This window comes from Sagittula sp. SSi028, from assembly GCF_048553715.1.
In the GTDB taxonomy this organism is placed as follows: domain Bacteria; phylum Pseudomonadota; class Alphaproteobacteria; order Rhodobacterales; family Rhodobacteraceae; genus Sagittula.
Map to the genome: position 1 here is coordinate 370016 of NZ_JBLZNC010000002.1, position 23901 is coordinate 393916.

The window sequence follows — 23901 nt, forward strand, 5'->3', positions numbered from 1 at the left end:
GACCTGTACCGCTTGGCGGGGTGTGCGTCTTATGCCGACAACAATGCGCCGGATGTCAGCCCGACGCCGCGTCGGCGGGCGCTTTGGAACACCGGTTTAGGCTTGGGCTCTGCGGGCTTTGGCATTGCGTAATGTTCCAGCGGGCCGTGAGCGGGCGGGGCGCTGTGTGTCACGGTCTCCGCAACAGGCTGGGCCGCACGCAGGGCTGCGGCGTGGTCCATCGCCCGCTGGCGTGCGATTGCGCGGGCTTGTTCCAGCCGCACCTCTTCGGCGGGTTGCGTCTTTGCAGCAGACGTTTGGGCCGCGCGGGCGCGGTGGTGTTGTTCCAGCATCTGACGGGCCGCTTCCAGACGGCTGGCCGTATCGCCCGTAGCGACGTCATGCTGCTGCGCCTCGGCCGCGCGCTGAGCCGCCAGCGCCGGATGCACCTTAAGCACCGGAAAGCCGTCCGCCTGGGTCTGCGCGGGTTTGGCCGCAGGTGCCTGTTGTTGTACGGCTTCCGGTTTTGCCCCCTGCCCGGCCAAGGCCGCCTTGGCCATGCGCGCGATCTGGGCCGGTGCGCAGTCGTGTTCCATCACACCGCACAGGCTGCTGATCCGGTCGCTCCACTGATCGGCCACCGCGTCCGGCTGATCGGCCAGCATCAGGGTCACCACCTTTGGATTGCGGCGCATGGCCATGGCGGCGATGTCGCTTGCGTGCCGGCCCGCGCGCACCTCATCCAGAACCAGCACATCCACCATGGCGCGGCGCAGACAACATTCCACCACACCCAAACTGCCAGAGCCGGTGACGTGAATGCCCGCCTCCAGAAAGGCGATCTGCAGCAGATCAAGGCGGTCCGGGCGGCTGTCGAGAAACAGGGCGTGCATGGCTTTCTCCGATCAAGGGTGTTTCCCCAAAATGAGTCGAAGGCGCTTAAAATATGTTGAACATTCGCCTGAAATGCTGCGCAAACATGTATCCAAGAATTTGCAAACCTTGCGTCAGCCTTCTATTAATTTGCAAAGGCCCCTTGCGCTGCGTCGCGGCGACAATAAAAGTAATTTTGTTGCGCACCTTGCGAAAAATCTTGCGCCAGAGGACAGATATAAATGCCCGAATTCGAGAAAATTCTCGTCGCCAACCGTGGCGAAATCGCCATCCGCATCATGCGGGCCGCCAATGAAATGGGGAAAAAGACGGTTGCCGTCTTTGCCGAAGAGGACAAGCTGGGCTTGCACCGCTTCAAAGCGGATGAAGCTTATCGCATTGGCGAGGGGCTGGGTCCGGTTCAGGCCTATCTGTCCATCGACGAGATCATCCGCGTTGCCAAACAATGCGGCGCTGACGCGATCCACCCCGGTTATGGTTTGCTGTCGGAAAACCCCGATTTTGTGGACGCCTGCGCCGCCAATGGAATCACCTTCATCGGCCCCAAGGCAGAAACCATGCGCGCCCTTGGTGACAAGGCCAGCGCCCGCAAGGTCGCCATTGCCGCCGACGTGCCGGTCATCCCCGCCACCGAAGTGCTGGGCGACGATTTTGACGCCATCGCCAAAGAGGCCGAGGAGATCGGCTACCCGCTGATGCTGAAGGCCAGCTGGGGCGGTGGTGGCCGCGGCATGCGCCCGATCAACGGCCCTGAGGAGCTGAAGGAAAAGGTGCTTGAAGGGCGCCGCGAAGCCGAAGCCGCCTTTGGCAACGGCGAGGGCTATCTTGAAAAGATGATCACCCGCGCGCGCCACGTCGAGGTGCAGATCCTCGGCGACAAGCAAGGCAACATCTACCATCTGTACGAACGGGATTGTTCGGTGCAGCGCCGAAACCAGAAGGTCGTCGAACGCGCCCCCGCCCCCTACCTGTCCGAGGCACAGCGCGAAGAAATCTGCGAGCTCGGCCGCAAGATCTGCCAGCACGTGAACTACGAATGTGCCGGCACCGTCGAATTCCTGATGGATATGGAAACGGGCAAGTTCTACTTCATCGAGGTGAACCCGCGCGTTCAGGTGGAACACACCGTCACCGAGGAAGTCACCGGCATCGACATCGTTCAGGCGCAGATCCTGATCGCCGAGGGCAAGTCGCTGGCCGAGGCCACCGGCAAGGCATCGCAATATGACATCCGTCTGATGGGTCACGCGCTGCAGACGCGGATCACCACCGAGGACCCGACCAACAACTTTATCCCCGACTATGGCCGCATCACGGCCTACCGTTCGGCCACGGGCATGGGCATTCGTCTTGATGGTGGCACGGCTTATGCAGGCGGCGTGATCACGCGGTATTACGACAGTCTGCTGGTCAAGGTCACTGCCAAGGCGCCGACCCCCGAACAGGCGATCAAACGGATGGACCGCGCCCTGCGCGAATTCCGTATCCGTGGCGTGACCACCAACATCGACTTTGTCATCAACCTGCTGAAGCATCCGACGTTCCTGTCGAACCAGTATTCGACCAAGTTCATCGATACCACGCCGGATCTGTTCGACTTCAAACAGCGGCGCAACCGTGCCACCAAGGTGCTGACCTACATTGCGGATATCACCGTGAACGGCCACCCCGAGGTGCAGGGCCGCGCCATGCCGCACCCTGATCTCAAACCCGCCAAGGCCCCGCAGCTGCGCACGGACACACCCGCCTATGGCACCCGCAACCTGCTTGAAGACAAAGGCCCCAAGGCCGTTGCCGACTGGATGCTGGAGCAAAAGCAACTGCTGATCACCGACACCACCATGCGCGACGGACACCAGTCCCTGCTGGCGACGCGGATGCGTTCGGTGGACATGATCGGGGCCGCGCCCGCCTATGCGCATAACCTGCCACAGTTGTTCTCCATGGAATGCTGGGGCGGCGCGACCTTTGATGTGGCCTATCGCTTCTTGCAGGAATGCCCGTGGCAGCGCCTGCGTGATCTTCGCGAACGCATGCCCAACCTGATGACACAGATGCTGCTGCGTGGCGCGAACGGGGTCGGCTACACGAACTACCCCGACAACGTGGTGCAGTTCTTTGTCAAACAGGCCGCCGAAACCGGTGTGGACGTGTTCCGCGTGTTCGACAGCCTCAACTGGGTCGAGAACATGCGCGTCGCTATGGATGCGGTGCTCGACACGGGCAAGATCCTCGAAGGAACGGTGTGCTACACCGGTGACATGCTGGACCCGGATCGGTCGAAGTATGACCTGAAATACTACGTGGCGATGGCCAAGGATCTGCGCGACGCCGGTGCCCATGTCATCGGTCTGAAAGACATGGCGGGCCTACTCAAGGCCAATGCAGCCTACGCGCTGGTCAAGACACTGAAAGAAGAGGTGGGCCTCCCCGTCCACTTCCACACCCATGACACATCCGGCGCCGCAATCGCCACCATCATGGAAGCCTCGCGCGCAGGCGTCGACGTGGTCGATTGCGCCATGGACGCGCTGTCGGGCAACACCTCGCAGCCGACGATGGGCTCTGTGGTGGAATCCTTGCGCTTCACCGAACGCGACACCGGCCTCGACATGGGCGCGATCCGCGAGCTGTCGAACTACTGGGAAGCGGTCCGCGGCCAATACGCGGCGTTTGAATCGGGCATGCAGGCCCCGGCCTCCGAGGTCTATCTCCACGAGATGCCTGGCGGCCAGTTCACCAACCTCAAGGCGCAAGCACGGTCGCTGGGGCTGGAAGAGCGCTGGCACGAAGTGGCCCAGACCTATGCCGACGTGAACCAGATGTTCGGTGATATCGTGAAGGTGACGCCGTCGTCCAAGGTCGTGGGTGACATGGCGCTGATGATGGTGTCGCAGGGTCTGACCCGCGCGCAGGTCGAAGACCCCAAGACCGACCTGTCTTTCCCCGATTCTGTGATCGACATGATGAAGGGCAGCCTTGGTCAGCCTCCGGGCGGCTGGCCTGCCAAGATCCAGAAAAAGATCCTCAAGGACGAAAAGCCGTTCACCGAACGGCCCGGCTTGAAAGCCGCGCCCATCGACATCGAAGAAAAGCGTGCAGAGCTGCAAAAGACCCTGCCCGATGTGGACTTCGATAACGAGGATCTCAACGGCTACCTGATGTACCCCAAGGTCTTTACCGACTACGCGGCGCGTCATGAAACCTACGGGCCGGTGCGGGTGCTGCCGACGCGGACGTTCTTTTACGGGATGGACGCGGGTGAGGAGATCACCGCAGAAATCGACCCGGGCAAGACGCTGGAAATCCGCCTTCAGGCGGTGGGCGAAACCCAGGATGACGGCGAAGTCCGCGTGTTCTTTGAACTCAACGGCCAGCCGCGCACCATCCGCGTCCCCGACCGCAAGGCAAAGGCCTCCAGCGCCGCGCGCCCCAAGGCCGAGATTGGCAACGCCAACCACATCGGCGCGCCGATGCCGGGGGTTGTGTCCTCAATCGCGGTCAAGCCGGGCGACAAGGTCAAGGAAGGCGATCTGCTGCTGACCATCGAAGCGATGAAGATGGAAACCGGCCTGCACGCGGAACGCGACGGCGTTGTCAGCGCTGTGCATGTGGCCGCCGGTGGCCAGATCGACGCGAAGGACCTGTTGGTCGAGCTGGAGTGATCCCGCTTCATAGCAAACGAAAGGCCCGCCCTCCCCGGCGGGCCTTTTGCTTTGACGCGGCATGCGGCCCGTTTTCGCCGAAACGGGCGGGTTCTGCACCACTTGCTTTCCTGCAGAAGGCCGCGGGTGTTAGCTGGGCGAAACCAAACGGTCCGAGCGCCCCATGCCTACACGTCTTTTGATACCGTCCCTTGTGGTCGCGGCGCTGTGCGCCAGCCCCCTGCCCGCCCAAACCACCCAGAACACGCCGCAGCTGACCCGTGCCATAGCTCAGGCGCGGGCCAGTCTTGATATGGTGTTGCAGCGTCTGGCTGACGGGGATGGCGCCTATCACCCCGCGCTGAACCTCAAGGTACGGGTGGAGGTGCACAACTTCGACGTGGATCATGAATCGCTTTGGGTCGAGGGGCTGTACCGCGAGAGCGACGGCTATCACGGACGGCTGGCCACCGCGCCCGGCTATCTGCCCGGTGCGCAGCTTGGCGACGAGATCCGCTTTGCCGCGGACCAGATCGTCGACTGGTCGGTCCTCAGCGATGACGGCCGGATGTACGGCCATTTCACAACGCGCGCGCTGATCGCGCAGATGCCAGCGGAGGAGGCAGGCGAAATACGCGATCTTCTGTCGGCCACGCCCATCCCCGACATCTGGCGCTAAAGGGGGCTTTGGCACGGCGCTAGACTGCGCCACAGACACAGGAGGATACGCCATGACTGTTCTGAAACTAAGCTCTGCCGAGATGGTCGCCCGCGCCCGCGCACGCATCACCGAGATCAGCACAACCGAGGGCATTGCCCTGCTTGACGATCCCGATGTGGTCTTTGTCGACATCCGCGATGTGCGCGAACGCCAAAGGCAAGGCTACATTCCCGGCGCACTCCACGCCCCACGGGGCATGATCGAATTCTGGGTCGACCCCGACAGCCCCTATCACAAGCCGGTCTTTGCCGCCCAGAAACGCTTTGTCTTTCACTGCGCCTCTGGCTGGCGGTCGGCATTGACCGTGGCGACCCTGCAGGACATGGGGTTCGACGCGGCCCATCTGGCCGAAGGATTCGTGGGCTGGAGCGATGCAGGCGGCCCCATCGAAAAGGATAACTGATGAAACTTGCCTATTTTGCCTTTCTTGTCCCTGAATATGACGAGGGCATCGCCTTTTTCAGCAAAGCGTTGGGATTCGAGCTTTTGGAAGATACCGACATGGGCGGCGGCAAACGGTGGGTGCGGGTGGCCTCCCCCAGTGGCGAAAGCGTGCTGCTGGCCCGCGCCACGGGCGCGCAGCGCGATGCAATCGGTCAACAGGGCGGCGGGCGCGTGTGGCTGTTCCTTCACTCGGACGATTTTGCAGCCGATCACGCGCGTCTGACGGAACACGGTGCCACCTTCGAGGAATCGCCGCGCCATGAACCCTATGGCACCGTTGCAGTGTTCCGCGATCCATGGGGCAACCGCTGGGATCTGATCCAGCCTGCGGGCCAGTAAAATAAGGCCCATCGCAGGCGGAGTGAAAAAAATTCCAAGGGGGCTGTTTTTTCCGCTTGCAGCGATCTGCAGGCAGCCTTATACGCCCCTCCACACCAACTGGTAAGCGGGCGTAGCTCAGGGGTAGAGCATAACCTTGCCAAGGTTAGGGTCGGGCGTTCGAATCGCCTCGCCCGCTCCAATTGGTGAAAGCCGGGTCACACCGGCACGATGACAGACTGGTTTGCGGGCGTAGCTCAGGGGTAGAGCATAACCTTGCCAAGGTTAGGGTCGGGCGTTCGAATCGCCTCGCCCGCTCCAGTCGTCAATCTTCTTCCTATAGATTCTGCCGCACCGCAACCACACTGCGGGAAAAGCGCGCTGCGCCCCCTTTCGGCGCGCGCGCGACGCGCCTATAACGCGCCGGCAGAACAGGAGACCGCAATGCGCCGCGCCACCGTCACCCGCAAGACCGCAGAAACCGCCATCAGCGTCGAGATCAATCTCGACGGCAGCGGCACCTATGACAACCAGACCGGCGTGGGTTTCTTTGACCATATGCTGGACCAACTGTCGCGCCACTCGCTGATCGATATGACGATCCGCGCCGAAGGCGATCTGCACATCGACGATCACCACACTGTTGAGGACACAGGGATCGCGCTGGGTCAGGCACTGGTCCAAGCGCTTGGCGACAAACGCGGAATCAACCGCTACGGGGCCTGCCTGCTGGCAATGGACGACGCATTGGTGCGCAGTGCGCTGGATCTGTCGGCGCGCCCCTTTCTGGTGTGGAACCTTGATATGCCGACCGCAAAGATCGGCACGTTCGACACGGAGCTGGTGCGGGAATTCTTTCAGGCGCTCAGCACCCATGGGGGCATCACCCTGCACGTCGACAGGCTGAACGGTTTCAACAGCCACCATATCGCCGAGGCCGCGTTCAAATCCGTCGCCCGTGCGCTGCGTGAGGCCGTGGAGCCCGATCCGCGCAAATCCGATGCGATCCCCTCGACCAAAGGCGCGCTTTGAGCGCCAACCGCGGCGGGTCATAGACCCGCCCTACGCACCGTTCGCTTAGAAAGACCCCAAATGCTCACAGCCATTATCGATTACGACAGCGGCAACCTGCACTCCGCCGAGAAGGCCTTCCAGAAAATGGCCACCGAGACCGACGCCGGACGCGTTGTTGTCACCTCGGACCCTGATGTGGTGGCCAAGGCGGACCATCTGGTACTGCCGGGGGATGGGGCCTTTCCCGCCTGTGCAAAGGCCTTGCGGGCCTCGGGGTGTTTTGACGCCATGCTGGATGCGGTTGAAAACCGCGGCCGTCCCTTTCTGGGCATCTGTGTCGGCATGCAGTTGATGGCGCGCGAGGGGCTGGAATACACACCGACCCCGGGGCTGAACTGGGTCGACGGCGTGGTGGAACAGATCACGCCGGCGGACCCGACCTTCAAGGTGCCGCATATGGGTTGGAATGATCTGGTGATCGACAACCCGCATCCGGTCTTTGACGGGATCGAGACGGGCGAACACGCTTATTTCGTCCACAGCTACCAGATGCGCATGGATGATCCGGCGCAGCGTCTGGCCCATGTGGACTACGCCGGGGATGTCACGGCGATCGTCGCCAATGGCACGCGGATCGGGCTGCAATTCCACCCGGAGAAAAGCGCCCATGCGGGGCTGCGCATGATCGCGAATTTCCTCGCGTGGCGACCATAACGAGATAACACACGAAAGGCCGAGGCACATGCCCCGGCCTTCTTGCCGCTTGGATGCGGTGAGTTTTGGTTACTGGATCCGCGCCCAGGTCTGGTTCTTGCAGATCAGCCCGCCCGCGACACAGCCCGACAGCTGCAGGCGGTTGCCGTTCAGCGCCATCTTACCAAGGAAAATCCGATCCTTGGCCGGTTGCCAAACCTTGCCTTCGTATTTGCCGCCACCCTGAGGCTGCATGTTGATCACCAGCGTCTTGCCGATGTTGGGCGATTTGTATTCGCCGCTGTTGTTGAAGGTGCGGGTGATCTTGCCGCAGACCTTACCGCCACCACAGGGGGCCATTTTCACATGGGCGTAGCTGCCCTCGTCAGGTTGCGTCTGCCAGACCCCCTCCACCGGATCTGCAAGCGCGGCACCTGCTGCAAAGACTGCGGCAGCTGCAAAAGCCAAAAATTTCATCACGTCGTCCTCCCTTTGACTGTTTGACATCTTGACGCCCGTTGCCCCTTGCGTTCAACCGTTGCGCAAAGGGCAACAGGCGATGTCACGCTACGTCATATGGCGTGGGGGACCCGCCAGGCGCCAAAGACAGGCTCGGAAAGGCTCTTGATATGATCCTCTACCCCGCAATCGACCTAAAAGACGGCGCGGCTGTACGTTTGCTGCGCGGCGACATGGACAAGGCAACCGTGTTCAACGATGACCCCGCCGCACAAGCGATGGAGTTCGTGGCCCAGGGCTGTGAGTGGCTGCATCTGGTGGACCTGAACGGGGCCTTCGCCGGAGAGCCGGTCAACGGTGCCGCGGTGGAGGCGATCCTAAGCCAGACCAAAACGCCCGCGCAGCTCGGCGGCGGTATTCGCGACATGGCCACGATCGAGACATGGCTGTCCAAGGGGCTGGCCCGCGTGATCCTTGGCACGGTCGCGGTGGAAAACCCCGATCTGGTGCGCGAGGCGGCCCGCGCGTTCCCCGGCAAAATCGCGGTTGGCATTGATGCCCGTGACGGAAAGGTGGCCACCAAAGGCTGGGCCGAGACGACGGACGTGGATGCGACCGATCTGGCCCGCTCCTTCGAGGACGCAGGCGTTGCGGCGATTATCTACACAGACATCAACCGCGATGGTGCCATGCAGGGCCCGAACGTCGACGCCACAGCGGCGCTGGCCCGTGCGGTCCAGATCCCCGTCATCGCGTCGGGCGGCGTGTCCTCCCTCGCCGACCTTAAGGCCTTGCGCGATTGCGGCGCAGGGTTGAACGGCGCAATTTCCGGCCGCGCCTTGTATGACGGCGCCCTCGACCTCAAAGAGGCCTTGGCCGCCCTGCGCGACTAAGTCTTCAGGGTTTGGCGGCTTTTTCCGTCAAACCCTTCAGCGCCTCGGTGATCTTGCCGACGCTCTCGGTGCTCTGCTCCGCATTGACGCTTTCCAGCATGGCATCCACTTCCTGATAGATCAGCCAAGTTTTATCTTCTTCGGTAAAGACCAAAACACGCAGCGGCAGCACGACACCTGCACGGATATTCTCTTGCAGGACCGGTGTGCCCAGTTTCGGGTTGCCGAAAATCAGAAGCTCGGCGTCGTCCAGATCCATATCGACGCTGTCCGCCCCGCCCGCATGATCGACGCGCGCAAAGACCGTAGCCCCTGCCTCGGTGACTGCGGCCTCTAGCCGGTCCATCACGTCTGATACGGATCCCTCGGCCTCGACCCAGTTGAGCTTGTCATCCGCCTGCGCTGCGGTGGCAATAGTCAGTGCGACACCAGCGGTGGCGCTCAAAATCCACTTAAACAATGTATGTCTCCCTATGTGTGCCTATGATCGGCCCGAGGTCTCTGATCGGCTCGTGAACGGTAGCCCGCCTGATGCGAAATCAACCCTGCCCCAACCGGTGATTTCCGCCGACCGCAAACAACCGCGCATAGAAAGAATGCATTTCGGCGCGGCTACGCGCACTTGGACACCTGCGGTTGCAAGCACGGCCATGACTGCGCAAGTCATTGAAAGGCAAGGCGCCCCATCCGGTGACGCCAACCTGAACAACGACGGAGAGACACATGACCATCCGCAAGACACTCGTCAGCAGCGCAACCATCGCGGCCCTGTTCGCAGCCCCGCTCGCCCCTGCCTTTGCCCAGGAAGCTGATGTCACCCCGCCCGCAGGCGCCCCCCAAATGATCGAAGATCAGGCCGCCAATACCGAATTCACCGACGCGGAACTGGTTGGTTTCGTCACCGCTGCCAAAGCTGTGGCCGACATTCGTCAGGAATACATGCCCCAGCTCCAGCAGGCCGAAAATGAAGACGCGGCAATGGAGCTTCAGCGGAAAGCCATGGAAGAAATGCAATCCGCCGTCGACGAGACGGAGGATATGAACCTGGCGCTGTACAATGAAATTGGTCAAGCCATGCAGACCGACACGTCTGTCAGCGACCGCATTGCAAAACTGGTGGCCGACGACGCCGACCTGAACGGCGAAGGCTGATTCCATTGCTGTGTCTCGGGGTGATCTGTCGCCCCGAGGCGCAACCAACCCACCAAATTAATTTGCATTTTTCCGTTTAACCTCTGCGTAAGGGTGCAGTGCTAAGGCCTGCAAAGTACCCGCATCCGGAGGCTTTCATGTTTCGCCCAACCATTGGCAGAGCAGTCTTTTCCATCGTCATTCTGGGCGCCATTTTCATGGCCGCACTAGTGTTTATCTACCGCTACACCGAAACCCAGCGTAGCATGCTGGAAGACGAACGGCGCCACGCCGAACAGATGTCGCATCTGCTTGATAAGGTAGACATTCAGTATTTGCAGGCCCGCCGCGCAGAAAAGGATTTCTTGCTGCGACGGGATGAAAAATACGTTCAGCGCCACAGCGAGACCATGGGCAAACTAAGCGCCGCTCTGGACGCGGCTGAGTCGCAATTGACCACGCTGGATATGCCTGACGCTCTGGCAAACCTCGGGGAACTGCGAACGCTTACCGACAACTATGCACAGGCTTTTTCCGATGTAACCGCGTCCGTGCGTAGTGTTGGCTTATCTGAAGAGGACGGACTTCAGGGTGAACTGCGGCAATCGGTGCACGAAATCGAAGAGATTTTAAACACAATCGGGCAGCCAGAAATGCAGGTTAAAATGCTGATGATGCGCCGGCATGAAAAAGATTTCATCATGCGTGGCGATCAGAAATACATCGACCGCCTGAACGCCCGCGTCGAGGAATTTAACGGCTTCCCTCCGTTCTGGTATGACACGCCGGAACAACGCCAAGAGGTCAGCAGATTGATGAACGCCTATCAAACCGCCTTTGTAGCGTTTGCCGCCGAATCGCAAAATACCTCCGCCCTTACAGGCCTTTTGTCAGACCGGTACGCCGCAACTGAACCGGTTCTTGCTGCGATGCGCGATGAAACCACTGCCGAACTCACACGCGTCGGCGAGGCTCTGATACAGAACAACGAGGAGTTGGATCAGCTGACCCTTTCGATGGTTGCGGTCAGTGTTCTGCTGTTCCTAGCCTCCGGTATCATCGTCGCTCGCTCTGTCTCGCGACCGCTCAAAAAGATCGACAAGCAACTGACTGCTATTGCAGCAGGCGACTACACCCTTCAGGCCCCTCGGACGCGCATCCGCGAAGTGTCTGCGATCGCACAAGCGGTTGATAACTTCCAAACCACCATCGAAGAGATCGAGAGCGTGTCCAAAGAGGTGACAGATGTGGTTCGCGCTTGCGCCAAGGGGGATTTCAGCAGACGTCTGGAAACCGAAGCGCATAGCGCAACGATGGCTGCACTCTGCAGCGGCGTGAACGAAATCGGCAGCGTGACAAACCGCGGCCTGCAGGAAACGAAACGCGCCCTTTCGGCCTTGTCAGAGGGTGATCTGACCACCGCCATGCGCGGCGAGTTCCAAGGCGTGTTCGCCGAGATGAAGGATGCGCTAAACAAGACTGCCGAAAGCCTGCGCTTCATCGTCCATCAGATCCAGGAAAGCGGGCATAACATTGATCTCACCACGACAGAGGTCTCCTCCGCCGCTAACGATCTATCCCGACGCACCGAAAGCAATGCAGCCTCGCTGGAACAAACAAATGCAGCACTGCAGCAAATAGCGGACTCCGTTCGCACCACCGCCAACTCGGCCGATTCGCTGCGTATCAGCACCGATGACATGCAAGCCAAAGCGCAGCAGAGCTATCAGGTGATAGATGCCGCAGATCAGGCGATGCAGCAGATCAAGGACGCGTCCAGCGCCATCAATTCTGTCATCTCCCTGATCGATGACATTGCATTTCAGACCAACCTACTGGCGCTGAACGCAGGTGTGGAGGCGATGCGCGCCGGCCAAGCGGGCAAAGGATTCGCCGTCGTCGCCACTGAAGTCCGCGCTCTAGCAGAACGCTCATCAGACGCCGCAAAGGAGATCTCCTCCCTGATCCGCAGCAGCAACACCCAAGTGGACGAGGGTGTGCTTTCCGTCGTGCGCACCGCTGACACCATGAAATCAATCTCACTCTCTATCGAGGAAAACAGCACAAAAATCCGCGAAATCGCCGCAGCCACCCAAGAACAGAACGGCGGAATCTCAGAGCTGAACGCAGCAGTCGGAGAGCTGGACCGCACGACTCAGCAAAACGCGGCGATGTTCGAAGAAATGACAGCGGCCCTTGGATCGCTCAACGGTGAAACCTCGGCACTGACGCAGGTCATTGGGCGCTTTAAACTCGAGAACACGGAAGAGGATAGTTTCGACCAAACGTATGATGTGCAAGAGGACCCGAGGCTCGCCTCCTGACAAACCAAAGATCGGAGTATATGCGTCGTCTCCGCCACGTCTCGCAAAGTTGGGTGTAAACACTCTTTCGCTGCGGTGTGAAACAGGCTACCTCCACCGCCATGTTGAAAACACGCATCATTCCCTGTCTGGATGTGGCCGATGGACGCGTCGTGAAAGGTGTCAATTTCGTTGACCTTATCGACGCCGGCGACCCTGTAGAATCTGCACGCGCCTATGATGCCGCTGGAGCAGACGAAATCTGTTTTCTCGACATTCATGCGACGCATGAAAACCGCGGCACGATGTTCGATGTTGTGACCCGGACGGCGGAACAATGCTTTATTCCACTCACCGTCGGCGGCGGCGTCCGCACCGTCGGTGACGTCCGCGCCCTCCTGCTCGCGGGCGCGGACAAGGTCAGCTTCAATTCAGCTGCTGTTGCAAATCCCGACGTCGTCGCAGACGCTGCAAATCACTTCGGTAGCCAGTGCATCGTTTGTGCCATTGATGCAAAGACGACGGCCCCCGGAAAATGGGAGCTATTCACGCACGGCGGGCGCAAACCAACCGGTATCGACGCGGTCGAGTTTGCGAAAATGATCGCCGCCAAAGGGGCCGGAGAGATACTGTTAACCTCGATGGACCGTGATGGCACCAAAGCAGGCTTCAACCTGCCTATGACACGGGCGATCGCCGACGCCGTCGATATTCCGGTCATTGCCTCCGGCGGCGTGGGCAATTTGGATCATCTGGTCGAGGGCGTGACCGAAGGCCATGCAAGCGCCGTTCTCGCCGCCTCGATTTTCCACTTCGGAACCTACACCATTGCCGAAGCGAAAGCACATATGGCGGCGGCCGGTATTTCTGTACGACTCTGATCACACGGTCTTAACAACCCTCCACTAATAAAGCTATCGGGAAACTCTGGAACGGGTGGGGCATGCTTTCCGACGGCACAGACGTGACAATTCGCGAAACGGACACCGATCACACGGCATGTAATTGCTGCGGCAAGCTCACTACCGTGGTCTCCGGTGTCTTGGATGTGGGGGAGCAGTCGGCAGGCTGGTACACCGTTGGCGTCACTTTGGATGCGCCCAATCACCTTCCTCTCTGCCGCCTCTACATTGGCGATTGGACCGAAACCGCAGGACCGACAGAACGGTGGGGCGTCCGCATCGGCATTGCGCCTGACGGACCACACCTGCTGGATTGGTCAAAGGAGGAACATCAAGAAGCGCAATCCGTCTTTACCCCCTTGAATCGCCAACAGGTGCTTGGCACACCGTTAGAGCCTCAGCTTTGGGAACTTGTGGATCGTATCATGACACAGGACACTCGGCTTTAGCGCGCGAAAGGACCACCATGACGCTCGAAGACCTCGAAAAAATCGTAGCCCAAAGGGCGACCGCCGCACCAGATGAAAGCTGGACGGCAAAACTGCTCGCAAAGGGTCCGGAAAAATGCGCCGAGAAATTTGGCGAAGAAGCGGTTGAGGCGATTATCGAAGCCGTCAAAAACGATCCCGAAAAGCTCGCCTCTGAGGCAGCCGATGTGCTGTTTCACCTGCTTGTGATGCTGCGCGCGCGCAATGTCCCGCTGAAACAAGTGATGGATGTGCTCGCGGCGCGACAATCCCAATCCGGTCTTTCTGAAAAAGCATCGCGGTCTGCGTAATCCTGACGGGACGGTGGGCGGGGCGCCTTTGCGCCTGCGCAAACAGCGCCGTCTCCGTCCCGTTCACAGCTTTGAAGAAATTATGCCGGTGGCAAAGCCCCCCATGCGCAATTCACCAAAATGTCTTTGGTATTCGATCTTCGGGCAACGATCCATAATCACGTCGCAACCAGCCTGCACGGCGCGCGTCGCAGCCTGATCATCCCGAACCCCCAATTGCATCCAGAACGTTCGCAAATTTGGGCAAACCGCCAAAGCCTCGTCCACGATTGGGCCCACGTGCTCGGACCGGCGGAAAATATCCACCATATCGACTGTATCCGGGCAATCCGCCAACGAGGCGCGCACTGTTTGTCCGAACAGTTCCTTACCCGCATGTCCAGGATTGACCGGAATGACGGTGTAGCCTTTCAACGACAGATAGCGCGCCACATAGTAGCTGGGCCGCACCGTGTTCATCGACACGCCCACAACCGCAATCACCTTGGTCCGCGTCAGAACCGTCTTCAGAAACGAGTCGCTGTACTCCATGCCAAAGCCTAACGCGGCTTCAGACAAAGAAAAAGCGCCCGAGCGGGAACTCGGGCGCAGTTACGGAACGAGGGACAGTGAAGGCGTCGCGGGGGTTCCGTCCCCGCGATCCTGAATAGGAAATAGGCACGAAAGCCACAGTTGAAAGGGGTAAGGGGCAGAAAAATCACTTTGCGCTTGACGCGATCCGTTCCTCAGTCGGAACAGTTTTCGGAACATCGATGCTCGAATGCAATCTTTCCGAGGGATCCTCCCCCAGAACGCGTGCGCGCCGCCTTAGGAAAAGCTTACCGAACCCCTGCCACGGCCCCACCGAGGGCGCATCAATGTCTTGGGGAAAACGATCCCGCCACCCCGTCGGCAGCGCAATCCCGCAATCCTCCAAACGCTCCAGCATCCAGACCAACGGAATATTGGCCAAAGGGCGCGCCGCCTGAAACCGGCCAAGCATTCCGCCGATATCGCCATGCGTGCCCCGAAACCAGACCTGTTCCATCACGCCATTCCAGTTGTCAGGCCGCGTCCATTTCACCGGCTCGAAGACCACGCGCGTTTCATCCAGCGCAAGCGCGTGAAACCCGTGTCGCACCGATTGGCCCAGAACATGGCTGTGAAACTGGTGCCGTGGCTCGCTCAGCCGCCACAGAACGGGCCAGCGGAGCCCCAGCGCTTTCACCGTGTCCCACACGCCGACCATCTCGATCTCGGTGCTCTCGTGGCAATGGATGTGCGAGAAGACCTGCGCGCTCTCCCCCTCCGGCGCGTATTGGTACAAACGGTAGATTTGGCGGATATTTCGCTCGGTGGCATGTTCGGCGCGCAGCAAACCGACCCTGTCAATCACACCTGCCAGCGACCGGGCCGCATAAGCGCCACGGGAAAACCCAAGCAGAAAGATCCGATCCCCCACCCGGTAGCGGGACGCCAAGTAGCCGTAGGCGCGCCGGATCTGGCCGTTGATCCCACGGCCCACGATCACATTCGGGGTCATCCGCCAATCCGTCCATTGGATGCCCGGTTCGTAATACAACGACAGCCCGCCGCGGGCCTTGAGCAGCTTATAGGTCAGCCCCGCGTTGCTTTCCCGCCCCTCCCGCAAGGTAGAGGCGGTCCCGTCGAGAATGATAACATGGTCACGGGGACCGCGGCGCGGTTCATAGCGCGAATGGCCGCCCCTGCGATCCCTGCGCAACCACGACAGAAGGCGATCAGACCAGCGCACCATGCCACCCGTCAGCCAAGTTCACCGCCCGCTCCATGGAGAGCGCGATGCCGCGCCTGAGCTGGTAAAATGCATGCAATTCTCCGCAGATGGTTGGCCGGTCTCCAACCTACCGCACCACGCTTCGCCGTCCAGAGCAGGGCCGATAAAATCCGCGTGGTTTCCTTAACGCATCAAAGTGACGATGCGTCGCGCGCCATAGCCGTTAAACGATGTAGCAAGCGCCGTGCTGTAGGCCCCTGCCCCGTGGAAAACGATGAAATCGCCCTCGGTCAGAGTTTCGGGCAGCGCGACCATATCCGGCAGCCGGTCCAGACTGTCACAGGTGGGACCAAAGACAACCTTCGCAACATCACGGCCCGAACGCGGCGCTCCGCCCTGATCGTAGACAGTAAACCGCAACGCGGTGCCAAGATCCCGCCATTCACACAAACCGCCGTAGATCCCATCGTTGAGAAACACAGCATCCGCTTCGACGGCCTTGACCCGCACAGCCAGATCAAAGGCATCCGCCGCCAAGGCCCGTCCCGGTTCACACACAAGCGCCGGTGCCTGAGTGCCGAAGGCCGCCTTGGCGGTCTTCGCGATCCGGTCGAATATTTGCTGAAGGTCGGGCGCGGCGTCTGCCCGATGCGACGGAAACCCGCCGCCCACATTCAACCGGTGCAGAGGTACATCTGCGGCACGGGCGCAGGCCGCACAGGCGGTAATATATTGCGCCCAAGCTGTCGCATCGCAGCACTGCGTGCCGGGGTGGAATGTCATAGAAGCGATGCCACCGCGGGCCGCAACCGCCTGCAACAAGCTCACTGCCAAGTCCGGCGGCGCACCGAATTTCGTGCCGAAATCATAGACCGCTCCGGCCACAGGCAATTTCAGCCGCACGGCAATCTCCTGCCCCGTGATATCCCCCAGCTTATCAAGCTCGCTCATACGGTCGACGGACCATGAACACACGTCATGTGCTCGCCCCTCCTCCACCTCGGGGACCGAGCGGACGGGGTTGTGGTAATGCAACCGCGCCTTTGGCGCGATGGCGCGCACCAACGCCATCTCGCGTGGGGACGCGACATCAAACGCCTCCACTCCAGCCTGAACCAGTGCCTCGATCACCAAAGGTTCCGGGTTGGCTTTGACCGCATAGGTGACTTCGCCGGGGAAGTGGGTCACGAAACGCGCCGCCTGTCGCGCCAAGGCTGCCGGGTCGTAAAAGAACACCGGCTCGTCCAGCTGCTCTCGGGCCAGCCATCGCGCGGGGGTGGTGCATTTTGCGTCTTGTAACATTCGGGGATCTCCTGCCTGCCACCTTCAGCGTCAGATAAATTCCCATCGAAATGAATCGGCACTTCGGGCATATTGCGGGAAATCTCCGGCAAAATGACGAGGCATGGATGCAGATTGACGAAACTGACAAGGCCCTGATCGCCGCGCTGTCTGAAAACGCGCGCCTGCCTGTGGCGGATCTTGCCCGCAGTCTGGGGCTAGCACGTACCACGGTTCAGGCGCGGCTGGACCGGCTGGAACATCGCGGGGCGATTGCAGGCTATACGTTGAAACGGGGTCCGGCATTGCGCCCTGCGCTGCGGGCCACCGTTTTGGTCGCGGTCGCCCCCAACGAAACCGCCACGGTTCTGGCCCGCCTGCGCAGCCTGCCGAATGTGGACAGGGTGCATACCACCTCGGGGCGTTTTGACATGCTTGTCACGGTCCACGCCCATGACACAGAGGCGCTGGATGCCACCCTTGACCGGATCGGAGAGGCCAAGGGCGTCAAGAGTTCCGAAAGCCTGATCCATCTGTCGACCAAGATCGACCGGACGGGCGAGGGTTAAGCCTCAGTCCTTCTCGGCCTCCTCGGGGGCGTATTTCTGGAACAGCGCCGCCTGACTGGCCACAAAGACAAACAGCGCCGCCGTCAGCCCGAAGGTTTTGAAATACACCCAATGTTCGGTGGACATGGTCCGCCAGATCAGCTCGTTCAGGGCCGCCAGCGCAAAGAAGAACCACATCATGCGACGCGTAAAGATCATCCAGCCCTCTTGCGTCAGGGGCATCATGCTTTCCATCAGCGATTGCAGCCAGCTTTCGCCACGGGCAAGGCCAATGGCCAAAGCCGCCCCGAACAAAAGATAGATCAGCGTGGGCTTCATTTTGAAAAAGCGGTCATCGTTGAGCCAGACAGTCAGCCCGCCAAAAACCACCACCAGAACCGCCGTCACCACCTGCATCTTGCTGAGGTGACCGGTCAGCTTCCACAGCGCCGCCGTTGATGCCAGCAGCAGCGGCACAAAACCCGCCGTGACCAGAATGAACCCCTGATATTCGGTCCCGCCAATCACAAAGCTGCGGTCTTTCAGCAGCAGATAGGCCACGAAAAACGCAAGGATCGGCCCATACTCCAAGGCCGCTTTCAGGCCCGGATTGATCGCTTTGCCGGTGTCGGTCTGTGTCACGCGCAGTCTCCCTTTTGTCACCAGATAGGGGTTTCAGCCCGCCAACTCAACGATGACAGCGCCCGCTGCGATCAAAGCCATGAGAGCGATGCGGCGCGGCCCCACCGTCTCCTTGAGCACCAGCCAGCCGATGATCGCCGCAAACACGGTCGAGGTCTCGCGCAGAACCGCCGCCTCCCCCACCTTGTCCAGTCGGGTGGCCAGCATGACCGACCCGAAACTGCCGTAGGCCACCAGCGCACCAATCAGTCCCCGCTGCAACAACGGGCGCAGGGTCACGCCGCGAAACCTGTGCCGCATGACCATCGGCACCAGTAGGGAAAAATCCAACGCGGAAAGAAAGAAGAACCACGCCAGAAAGGTAAACGGGTTGGCCGTCGCCCGAATGCCGTAGGCGTCATAGGTGGTGTACAGCGCGACCATAAAGCCGGTCAGCAAGGCAAAGATCAGCGCAGGGCCCAGCGTGTCCCGTTCCGCTTCGAGAAACAGGAAGTTGTAAACCGCCAGCCCGAAAATCCCCGCCAGCAAGACAAACAGCCCCAGCCATTGCAGGGGGGCAAAGGTCTCGCCAAAAATCAGCCAAGCGCCCACCACGGTGAACAACGGGCCGGAGCCACGCACAACCGGATAGACCACGGTAAAGGCCCCGCGCGAAAAGGCCATCGCCATCAGCACCTTATAGACGAAATGGATCACCACCATGCCGGCGAAGATCGGCCACATATGCGGCTCTGGCCACGGCACCAGAAACACCATCGGCAGCGACAGGCAGGCCAGCCAGCAGTCGATCGACCAGCGGGACAGCCATGGATCGAACCGCCCCTTTTGCAGCGCGCCAAAGATTGCGTGCAACAGGGCCGCGAGCAGCGCCAACCCCAGCGCCGCCTGATGTCCGGCCTCGGTGCCCTCCAGAGATATCAGCCATTCGCTCATGGCGCGCCCCTTTGTCGTAGAATGCCTTTTGGCGGCCTGTGGCGCCGCATACAGCGGTATACCAGCCCTGTCGCCCCGACCAGCCCGCACCATGCAATGCCCGCCTTACACTTCGGAACCCTCGCCCGTGGCAGCTGGTTGGCCTGACAGAGAACTTGGTACGGAGCGCAGGCATGTGGACATCGATTGCGGACGAAATGGGGGGCAGTTTTTCGGTGGTTCCCGCGTCGCTGGCTTTTACCCGTCTGGCTGCCGCGGTCATCTTGTCTGCAATCGTGGGACTGGAACGCGAGCTTCAGGGAAAACCCGCCGGACTGCGCACCCATATTCTGGTCGCTGTCGCGGCCTGCCTGTTTGTGCTGGTGGGGATGGAGCTGTCCGCCATCAGCTTTGGCGACACCGGCGAACAGCGCCACGACCCCCTGCGCATGATCGAGGCGGTCACCGCAGGCGTGGCCTTTCTGGCGGCGGGTGTGATTTTCACCTCTGGCGGGCAGGTCCAGAACCTGACCACTGGCGCGTCATTGTGGCTGTGCGGGGCCATCGGACTTGGCTGCGGCGCGGGCAGTCTGGCCATATCGGCCATGGCCACAGCACTGGTGGTCGTGGTTCTGTTTGTGCTGGGCCAGTTGGAAAAACGGCTTGGCGTTAAGCGAGACGAACAGGTTTAACTGTCCAATCCTGTCAGTGCAGCGGCAAACTCTTCGGGATCGAAGGGCGCGAGATCGTCGATCTGCTCCCCCACCCCGATGGCATGGATCGGCAGGCCGAATTTGTCGGCCAGCGCCACCAGAACGCCGCCCTTTGCGGTGCCGTCAAGCTTTGTCATCACCAGACCAGACACGTCGGCCAGTTGGCGGAACGCCTCTGTCTGAACCAATGCGTTCTGGCCTGTGGTCGCATCCAGCACCAACAGCGTGTTGTGCGGCGCGTCGGGGTCTTTCTTGCGGATCACCCGGACGATCTTGGCCAGTTCTTCCATGAGGTCAGAGCGGTTTTGCAGGCGGCCTGCCGTGTCGATCATCAACAGATCCGCCCCTTCAGCCTGCGCCTTGGTCATGGCGTCATAGGCCAGCGATGCGGGATCGGATCCTTCAGGCGCTGTCAGCACCGGCACGCCCGCCCGTTCGCCCCAGACCTGCAACTGTTCGACGGCCGCCGCGCGAAAGGTATCGCCCGCCGCGATCACAACCGATTTTCCCGCCGCGCGGAACTGGCTGGCCAGTTTGCCGATCGTGGTTGTCTTGCCCGATCCGTTGACACCGACCACCAGAACCACCTGCGGCGTTTTGGGGTACAGCGGCAGCGGGCGCGCCACAGGTTCCATCACGCGGGCGATCTCTTGGGCCAACAACTCCTTGATCTCGCGCGCAGACACCCTGCGGCCCATGCGTCCCTCTGCGATGTTCGACGTCACGCGCAGCGCAGTGTCCACCCCCATATCCGAGGCGATCAACAACTCCTCAAGACTTTCGAGCATATCATCGTCGAGCACGCGACGCGGTGCCTCTGTCGCGCCGCCGCCGACCAGACGGCCCAACAGCGACGGACGTGCCGTGCCTTGCGGTTCGGTTTCCTCAGGCAAGGGCATGGGGTCCAGAACGGCGGCCGGGGCTTGCGGGGCCGGTGCGGGATCGCTGGCGGGCGCCTCTGCAATTGGCCCTTCTTCCGCAGCTGCCTCTTCGACAATGGCATCCAGCCCCTCGTCCAGTTTGGACGAGGATTTGAACAGCTTGTTTTTCAGCTTCCCGAAAAAGGACATGGCCGCGGCTCCGACAAATTGTTTTTCCTCACCTAATACGCGCAGCCCCCTAATGAAAGTCTCAGTTGACGCTGCGGGCTGCGCAGGTCTTATAGGCATATGTTCCGGTGGGTGTTGATCGTTTGGGTCTGTCTTGCGGCGGCGCCCGTGCGCGCCGAGCCGGGAACCCTGTGTTCCAGCGGCACCCACGGGCAGGTTCAATGTATCCGCCCGTCGCACTTTGTCTTCGACACCTGTCAGGCGCTGGAGTATTTCGCCCGCCACAACGGTTTGGACCCGGGCTTTTTCACGCGGCTGATCTGGCAGGAAAGCCGGTTTGACCCCAATGCGCTTAGCCATGCGAACGCTATGGGCATTGCGCAATTCATCGCCTCCACCGCGCGGCTGCGCGGGCTGCACGATCCCTACAACCCAGCCGAAGCTCTGGAATTCTCTGCAGAATACTTGGGCGAGATGAGCCGAAAATACGGCAATGTCGGTCTCGCCGCAGTGGGCTACAACGGGGGGGAACGCCGCGCCGAAGGGTTGATCGCGAAAACTGGCGGGCTGGCGCGCGAAACGGTTAACTACGTGCGCATCATCACCGGACTAAGCGCAGAGACATGGCGCGACACACCGCCAGAAGCACATGATTTCCGGCTTGATGGGGATGTGCCGTTTCAGCAGGCCTGCCATGCCCTTGCCCGCGACCGCCGCCTGACAGCCTTTCCCGACCCCGAGCCCGTCCTGCCCGATTGGGGCGTGCAAGTGGCCTTTGGTGTGACGCGCGACGCAGCGCTGTCGAAATTCCGCAGCGCCACGCGCGCCTGTCGCACAGCGATCGGCGGCGAGGACCCGTTTCTCGTCTGGGAGAAAAGCCGCGCCAGCCCGCGCGGCGGATACTATATGGCGCGCCTCGGCCGCAGCAGCCGTGACGCCGCGTGGCGGCTGTGCAGCCAGCTAAAACGCAGTGGATGCGTCTGCGCTGTGTATCGCACAGATTAACGTTATGCGATTATTTCCCCCGACCTTGGCATCTGTGAGCGGGGAAAATTACACAAAACCGATTATTCGATCTCTTCAGGGAAATGTCGCATGGTCAGGCGGATCGGGTTTGGCGCCGCCTGACCCAAGCCGCAAATCGATGCGTCCGCCATCGCGGTGCACAGCTCTTCAAGCAGCGGTTGATCCCATGACGGCGCGCTCATCAGCTTCACCGCCTTTTCACAGCCGACGCGGCAGGGCGTGCACTGACCACAGCTTTCATCCTCGAAGAAACGCAGCATGTTCAGCGCCGCATCCCGCGCGGAATCCTGATCCGACAAGACCACGACTGCCGCCGATCCGATAAAGGTGTCTTCCTCCTGCAAGACATCAAAATCCAAGGGAATATCGGCTTTCGACGCAGGCAAAAGACCAGAGGACGGACCACCGGGTTGGTAGGCCTTAAAGCTATGTCCCGCAGCCATGCCACCCGCCGCCGCGATCAGATCGGTGATCGTCGAGCCTGCTGGCAACTGGTACATCCCCGGGCTGCGCACACGTCCTGATACCGAAAAAGACCGCAGCCCACGCCGCCCGTTCTTTTCGACCGAAGACAGGATTTCCGGCCCTTCGCGGCAGACCTTACAGACCCAGTACAAGGTTTCGACATTGTGGACCAAGGTGGGGCGGCCAAACACGCCAACCTGCGCAACATAGGGCGGGCGATGGCGTGGAATGCCGCGCTTGCCTTCGATGGATTCGATCATCGCGCTTTCCTCGCCGCAGATATAGGCCCCGGCCCCGCGTCGCAGATCGATATAGCCCGCAGACACATGACCTGCGACCTCCAACGCGCTGATTTCACGACGTAAAAGCGCGATGATGGCGGGGTATTCGTCGCGCATGTAGATGAACACACGCTCCGCCTCGACCGCCCAGGCCGCAATCAGCATTCCCTCAAGAAAAACATGAGGTTCCCGCTCAAGGTGCACGCGATCTTTGAAGGTGCCGGGCTCGCCCTCGTCCCCGTTGACCGCCAGATAGCGCGGCCCGTCTGCTGCACGCACAAAGCCCCACTTCTTGCCGGAGGGAAACCCCGCCCCACCCAAGCCGCGCAGACCCGAGGAGAGAACACGATCCTGCACCTCCTCCCAATTGCCATCGGCGCGCAAAGCCGCCAGCGTCTGGTAACCACCCTCCGCCTCATAGGCGGCCAGCCCTTGGTAGTCGGGCATATCAGGATGGGTGTGCCCTGCGGCAATCGCGGCGTGGGTTTTGGCCTCCGTCGCGTTTAGAATGTGGTGGTGGCCCAGTTCCAGAACCGGTGCGCTGTCACAACGCCCCATGCAGGGTGCGCGCAGCACCCGCACCTCAGCCGGGTCCAAGCCCTGCTCCAACGCCGCTTGAAGCTGCTGCGATCCTGCAAGCTCACACGACAGGCTGTCACACACGCGAATCGTCAGGGCGGGTGGCGGTCTCTCGCCTTCCTTGACCACGTCAAAATGCGCATAAAAAGTTGCGACCTCGTAAACCTCGGCCATGGACAGGCGCATCTCCTCGGCCAAGGCGCGCAGATGCGCGGCGGACAGATGGCCATAGGTGTCCTGTATCAGATGCAGATGTTCGATCAGCATGTCGCGGCTGAGCGGACGCCCCTCCAGCAGGGCGCGGACCTCGGCCAGCGCCGTATCGTCCAACTGGCGTCCCTTTGGTGTTCCGCGCCCTTTGCCCGGAGCCGTTTTCCACACACCTTTGCGCTGATCCAGTGCCATGCCTTGCCTCTTGCCGTTGGACGTGAGGTCACCCTAGCCGCCAATGCCGTGATTGCGCAGAGGAAAAGCGACGTCTTGCGACAAAGCAACGC

Annotated in this window: 25 protein-coding genes and 2 tRNA genes; 17 read left to right on the top strand and 10 right to left on the bottom strand. The window is 60.9% G+C overall.

Features of this window, described 5'->3' with window-relative positions; translation table 11 throughout:
• Positions 1-29: 29 nt before the first annotated feature.
• Entirely contained in the window at positions 30-872 is an 843-nt protein-coding gene (locus tag ACN5AZ_RS05285) for a hypothetical protein (protein ID WP_419427816.1), read from the bottom strand.
• Between the two features lie 222 nt (positions 873-1094).
• Between ACN5AZ_RS05285 and pyc the strand changes: the two genes are divergently transcribed.
• From pyc to hisH, 8 genes are all read left to right on the top strand, one after another.
• Positions 1095-4538 carry a pyruvate carboxylase gene (gene pyc, locus ACN5AZ_RS05290; protein ID WP_419427817.1) on the top strand — a complete coding sequence of 1148 codons (3444 nt, stop codon included), beginning with the start codon at positions 1095-1097 and terminating at the stop codon, positions 4536-4538.
• Positions 4539-4701: 163 nt separating this feature from the next.
• Positions 4702-5196: a DUF2314 domain-containing protein gene (locus ACN5AZ_RS05295; protein WP_419427818.1), complete on the top strand. Its 495-nt coding sequence runs from the start codon at positions 4702-4704 to the stop codon at positions 5194-5196.
• A 52-nt stretch (positions 5197-5248) separates the two neighbouring features.
• Complete coding sequence (locus ACN5AZ_RS05300) at positions 5249-5641, top strand: rhodanese-like domain-containing protein (protein WP_419427819.1); 393 nt, start codon at positions 5249-5251, stop codon at positions 5639-5641.
• Positions 5641-6021 (top strand): VOC family protein, encoded by a 381-nt coding sequence (locus ACN5AZ_RS05305; RefSeq protein ID WP_419427820.1) that lies wholly within the window; start codon positions 5641-5643, stop codon positions 6019-6021. Before ACN5AZ_RS05300 ends, ACN5AZ_RS05305 begins: the two co-directional genes overlap by 1 nt.
• Before the next feature lie 106 nt (positions 6022-6127).
• Positions 6128-6202: transfer RNA gene (locus ACN5AZ_RS05310), tRNA-Gly, on the top strand.
• 44 nt (positions 6203-6246) lie between these two features.
• A tRNA-Gly gene (locus tag ACN5AZ_RS05315) sits at positions 6247-6321 on the top strand.
• 123 nt (positions 6322-6444) lie between these two features.
• Positions 6445-7032, top strand: a complete 588-nt coding sequence (hisB, locus tag ACN5AZ_RS05320) for an imidazoleglycerol-phosphate dehydratase HisB (protein WP_419427821.1) — start codon at positions 6445-6447, stop codon at positions 7030-7032.
• Between the two features lie 60 nt (positions 7033-7092).
• Positions 7093-7728, top strand: coding sequence for an imidazole glycerol phosphate synthase subunit HisH (gene hisH / locus ACN5AZ_RS05325; RefSeq protein WP_419427822.1), 636 nt, complete (start codon positions 7093-7095; stop codon positions 7726-7728).
• Between the two features lie 69 nt (positions 7729-7797).
• Here hisH and ACN5AZ_RS05330 read toward each other — a convergent pair whose 3' ends face one another.
• The gene (locus tag ACN5AZ_RS05330; protein ID WP_419427823.1) at positions 7798-8184 is read right to left on the bottom strand and encodes a DUF2147 domain-containing protein; all 387 of its coding nucleotides are present in this window, start codon (positions 8182-8184) and stop codon (positions 7798-7800) included.
• Between the two features lie 152 nt (positions 8185-8336).
• Here ACN5AZ_RS05330 and hisA point away from each other — a divergent pair, with 152 nt between their 5' ends.
• Entirely contained in the window at positions 8337-9059 is a 723-nt protein-coding gene (hisA, locus tag ACN5AZ_RS05335; protein ID WP_419427824.1) for a 1-(5-phosphoribosyl)-5-[(5-phosphoribosylamino)methylideneamino]imidazole-4-carboxamide isomerase, read from the top strand.
• A 4-nt stretch (positions 9060-9063) separates the two neighbouring features.
• On the opposite strand, the gene ACN5AZ_RS05340 is transcribed toward hisA, so the two are convergent.
• Positions 9064-9519, bottom strand: coding sequence for a DUF302 domain-containing protein (locus ACN5AZ_RS05340; protein WP_419427825.1), 456 nt, complete (start codon positions 9517-9519; stop codon positions 9064-9066).
• Positions 9520-9782: 263 nt separating this feature from the next.
• On the opposite strand from ACN5AZ_RS05340, the gene ACN5AZ_RS05345 reads away from it, so the two are divergent.
• The 5 genes from ACN5AZ_RS05345 to ACN5AZ_RS05365 all read left to right on the top strand — a co-directional run bounded on the left by ACN5AZ_RS05345 (position 9783) and on the right by ACN5AZ_RS05365 (position 14173).
• Positions 9783-10211, top strand: a complete 429-nt coding sequence (locus tag ACN5AZ_RS05345; RefSeq protein ID WP_419427826.1) for a DUF4168 domain-containing protein — start codon at positions 9783-9785, stop codon at positions 10209-10211.
• Positions 10212-10348: 137 nt separating this feature from the next.
• Entirely contained in the window at positions 10349-12514 is a 2166-nt protein-coding gene (locus ACN5AZ_RS05350) for a methyl-accepting chemotaxis protein (protein ID WP_419427827.1), read from the top strand.
• Between the two features lie 101 nt (positions 12515-12615).
• A complete protein-coding gene (gene hisF / locus ACN5AZ_RS05355; protein WP_419427828.1) occupies positions 12616-13374 on the top strand; it encodes an imidazole glycerol phosphate synthase subunit HisF in 759 nt (252 codons plus the stop codon).
• A gap of 83 nt (positions 13375-13457) precedes the next feature.
• A complete protein-coding gene (locus ACN5AZ_RS05360; protein WP_419427829.1) occupies positions 13458-13844 on the top strand; it encodes a hypothetical protein in 387 nt (128 codons plus the stop codon).
• 17 nt (positions 13845-13861) lie between these two features.
• Positions 13862-14173 (top strand): phosphoribosyl-ATP diphosphatase, encoded by a 312-nt coding sequence (locus ACN5AZ_RS05365; RefSeq protein ID WP_419427830.1) that lies wholly within the window; start codon positions 13862-13864, stop codon positions 14171-14173.
• A 63-nt stretch (positions 14174-14236) separates the two neighbouring features.
• Here ACN5AZ_RS05365 and ACN5AZ_RS05370 read toward each other — a convergent pair whose 3' ends face one another.
• From ACN5AZ_RS05370 to ACN5AZ_RS05380, 3 genes are all read right to left on the bottom strand, one after another.
• Positions 14237-14704 (bottom strand): CoA-binding protein, encoded by a 468-nt coding sequence (locus ACN5AZ_RS05370; protein WP_419427831.1) that lies wholly within the window; start codon positions 14702-14704, stop codon positions 14237-14239.
• A gap of 166 nt (positions 14705-14870) precedes the next feature.
• Positions 14871-15929, bottom strand: coding sequence for a DUF2235 domain-containing protein (locus ACN5AZ_RS05375; protein WP_419427832.1), 1059 nt, complete (start codon positions 15927-15929; stop codon positions 14871-14873).
• Between the two features lie 162 nt (positions 15930-16091).
• Positions 16092-17210 (bottom strand): alanine racemase, encoded by a 1119-nt coding sequence (locus ACN5AZ_RS05380; protein WP_419427833.1) that lies wholly within the window; start codon positions 17208-17210, stop codon positions 16092-16094.
• 107 nt (positions 17211-17317) lie between these two features.
• On the opposite strand from ACN5AZ_RS05380, the gene ACN5AZ_RS05385 reads away from it, so the two are divergent.
• A complete protein-coding gene (locus ACN5AZ_RS05385) occupies positions 17318-17758 on the top strand; it encodes an Lrp/AsnC family transcriptional regulator (RefSeq protein WP_419427834.1) in 441 nt (146 codons plus the stop codon).
• Positions 17759-17761: 3 nt separating this feature from the next.
• On the opposite strand, the gene ACN5AZ_RS05390 is transcribed toward ACN5AZ_RS05385, so the two are convergent.
• Both ACN5AZ_RS05390 and ACN5AZ_RS05395 read right to left on the bottom strand, forming a co-directional pair.
• A complete protein-coding gene (locus ACN5AZ_RS05390) occupies positions 17762-18379 on the bottom strand; it encodes an inner membrane-spanning protein YciB (protein WP_419427835.1) in 618 nt (205 codons plus the stop codon).
• A gap of 33 nt (positions 18380-18412) precedes the next feature.
• Positions 18413-19312 carry an EamA family transporter gene (locus ACN5AZ_RS05395; RefSeq protein ID WP_419427836.1) on the bottom strand — a complete coding sequence of 300 codons (900 nt, stop codon included), beginning with the start codon at positions 19310-19312 and terminating at the stop codon, positions 18413-18415.
• 173 nt (positions 19313-19485) lie between these two features.
• Between ACN5AZ_RS05395 and ACN5AZ_RS05400 the strand changes: the two genes are divergently transcribed.
• Entirely contained in the window at positions 19486-19983 is a 498-nt protein-coding gene (locus tag ACN5AZ_RS05400) for an MgtC/SapB family protein (RefSeq protein ID WP_419427837.1), read from the top strand.
• Here ACN5AZ_RS05400 and ftsY read toward each other — a convergent pair.
• Positions 19980-21074, bottom strand: coding sequence for a signal recognition particle-docking protein FtsY (ftsY, locus tag ACN5AZ_RS05405; RefSeq protein ID WP_419427838.1), 1095 nt, complete (start codon positions 21072-21074; stop codon positions 19980-19982). The two genes, ACN5AZ_RS05400 and ftsY, sit on opposite strands and share 4 nt — an antisense overlap.
• 99 nt (positions 21075-21173) lie before the next feature.
• Here ftsY and ACN5AZ_RS05410 point away from each other — a divergent pair, with 99 nt between their 5' ends.
• Positions 21174-22058, top strand: a complete 885-nt coding sequence (locus tag ACN5AZ_RS05410; protein ID WP_419427839.1) for a lytic transglycosylase domain-containing protein — start codon at positions 21174-21176, stop codon at positions 22056-22058.
• Positions 22059-22120: 62 nt separating this feature from the next.
• Here the strand turns inward: ACN5AZ_RS05410 and ACN5AZ_RS05415 are convergent, their stop codons facing one another.
• Complete coding sequence (locus ACN5AZ_RS05415) at positions 22121-23809, bottom strand: NAD(P)H-dependent oxidoreductase subunit E (protein ID WP_419427840.1); 1689 nt, start codon at positions 23807-23809, stop codon at positions 22121-22123.
• Positions 23810-23901 lie beyond the last annotated feature (92 nt).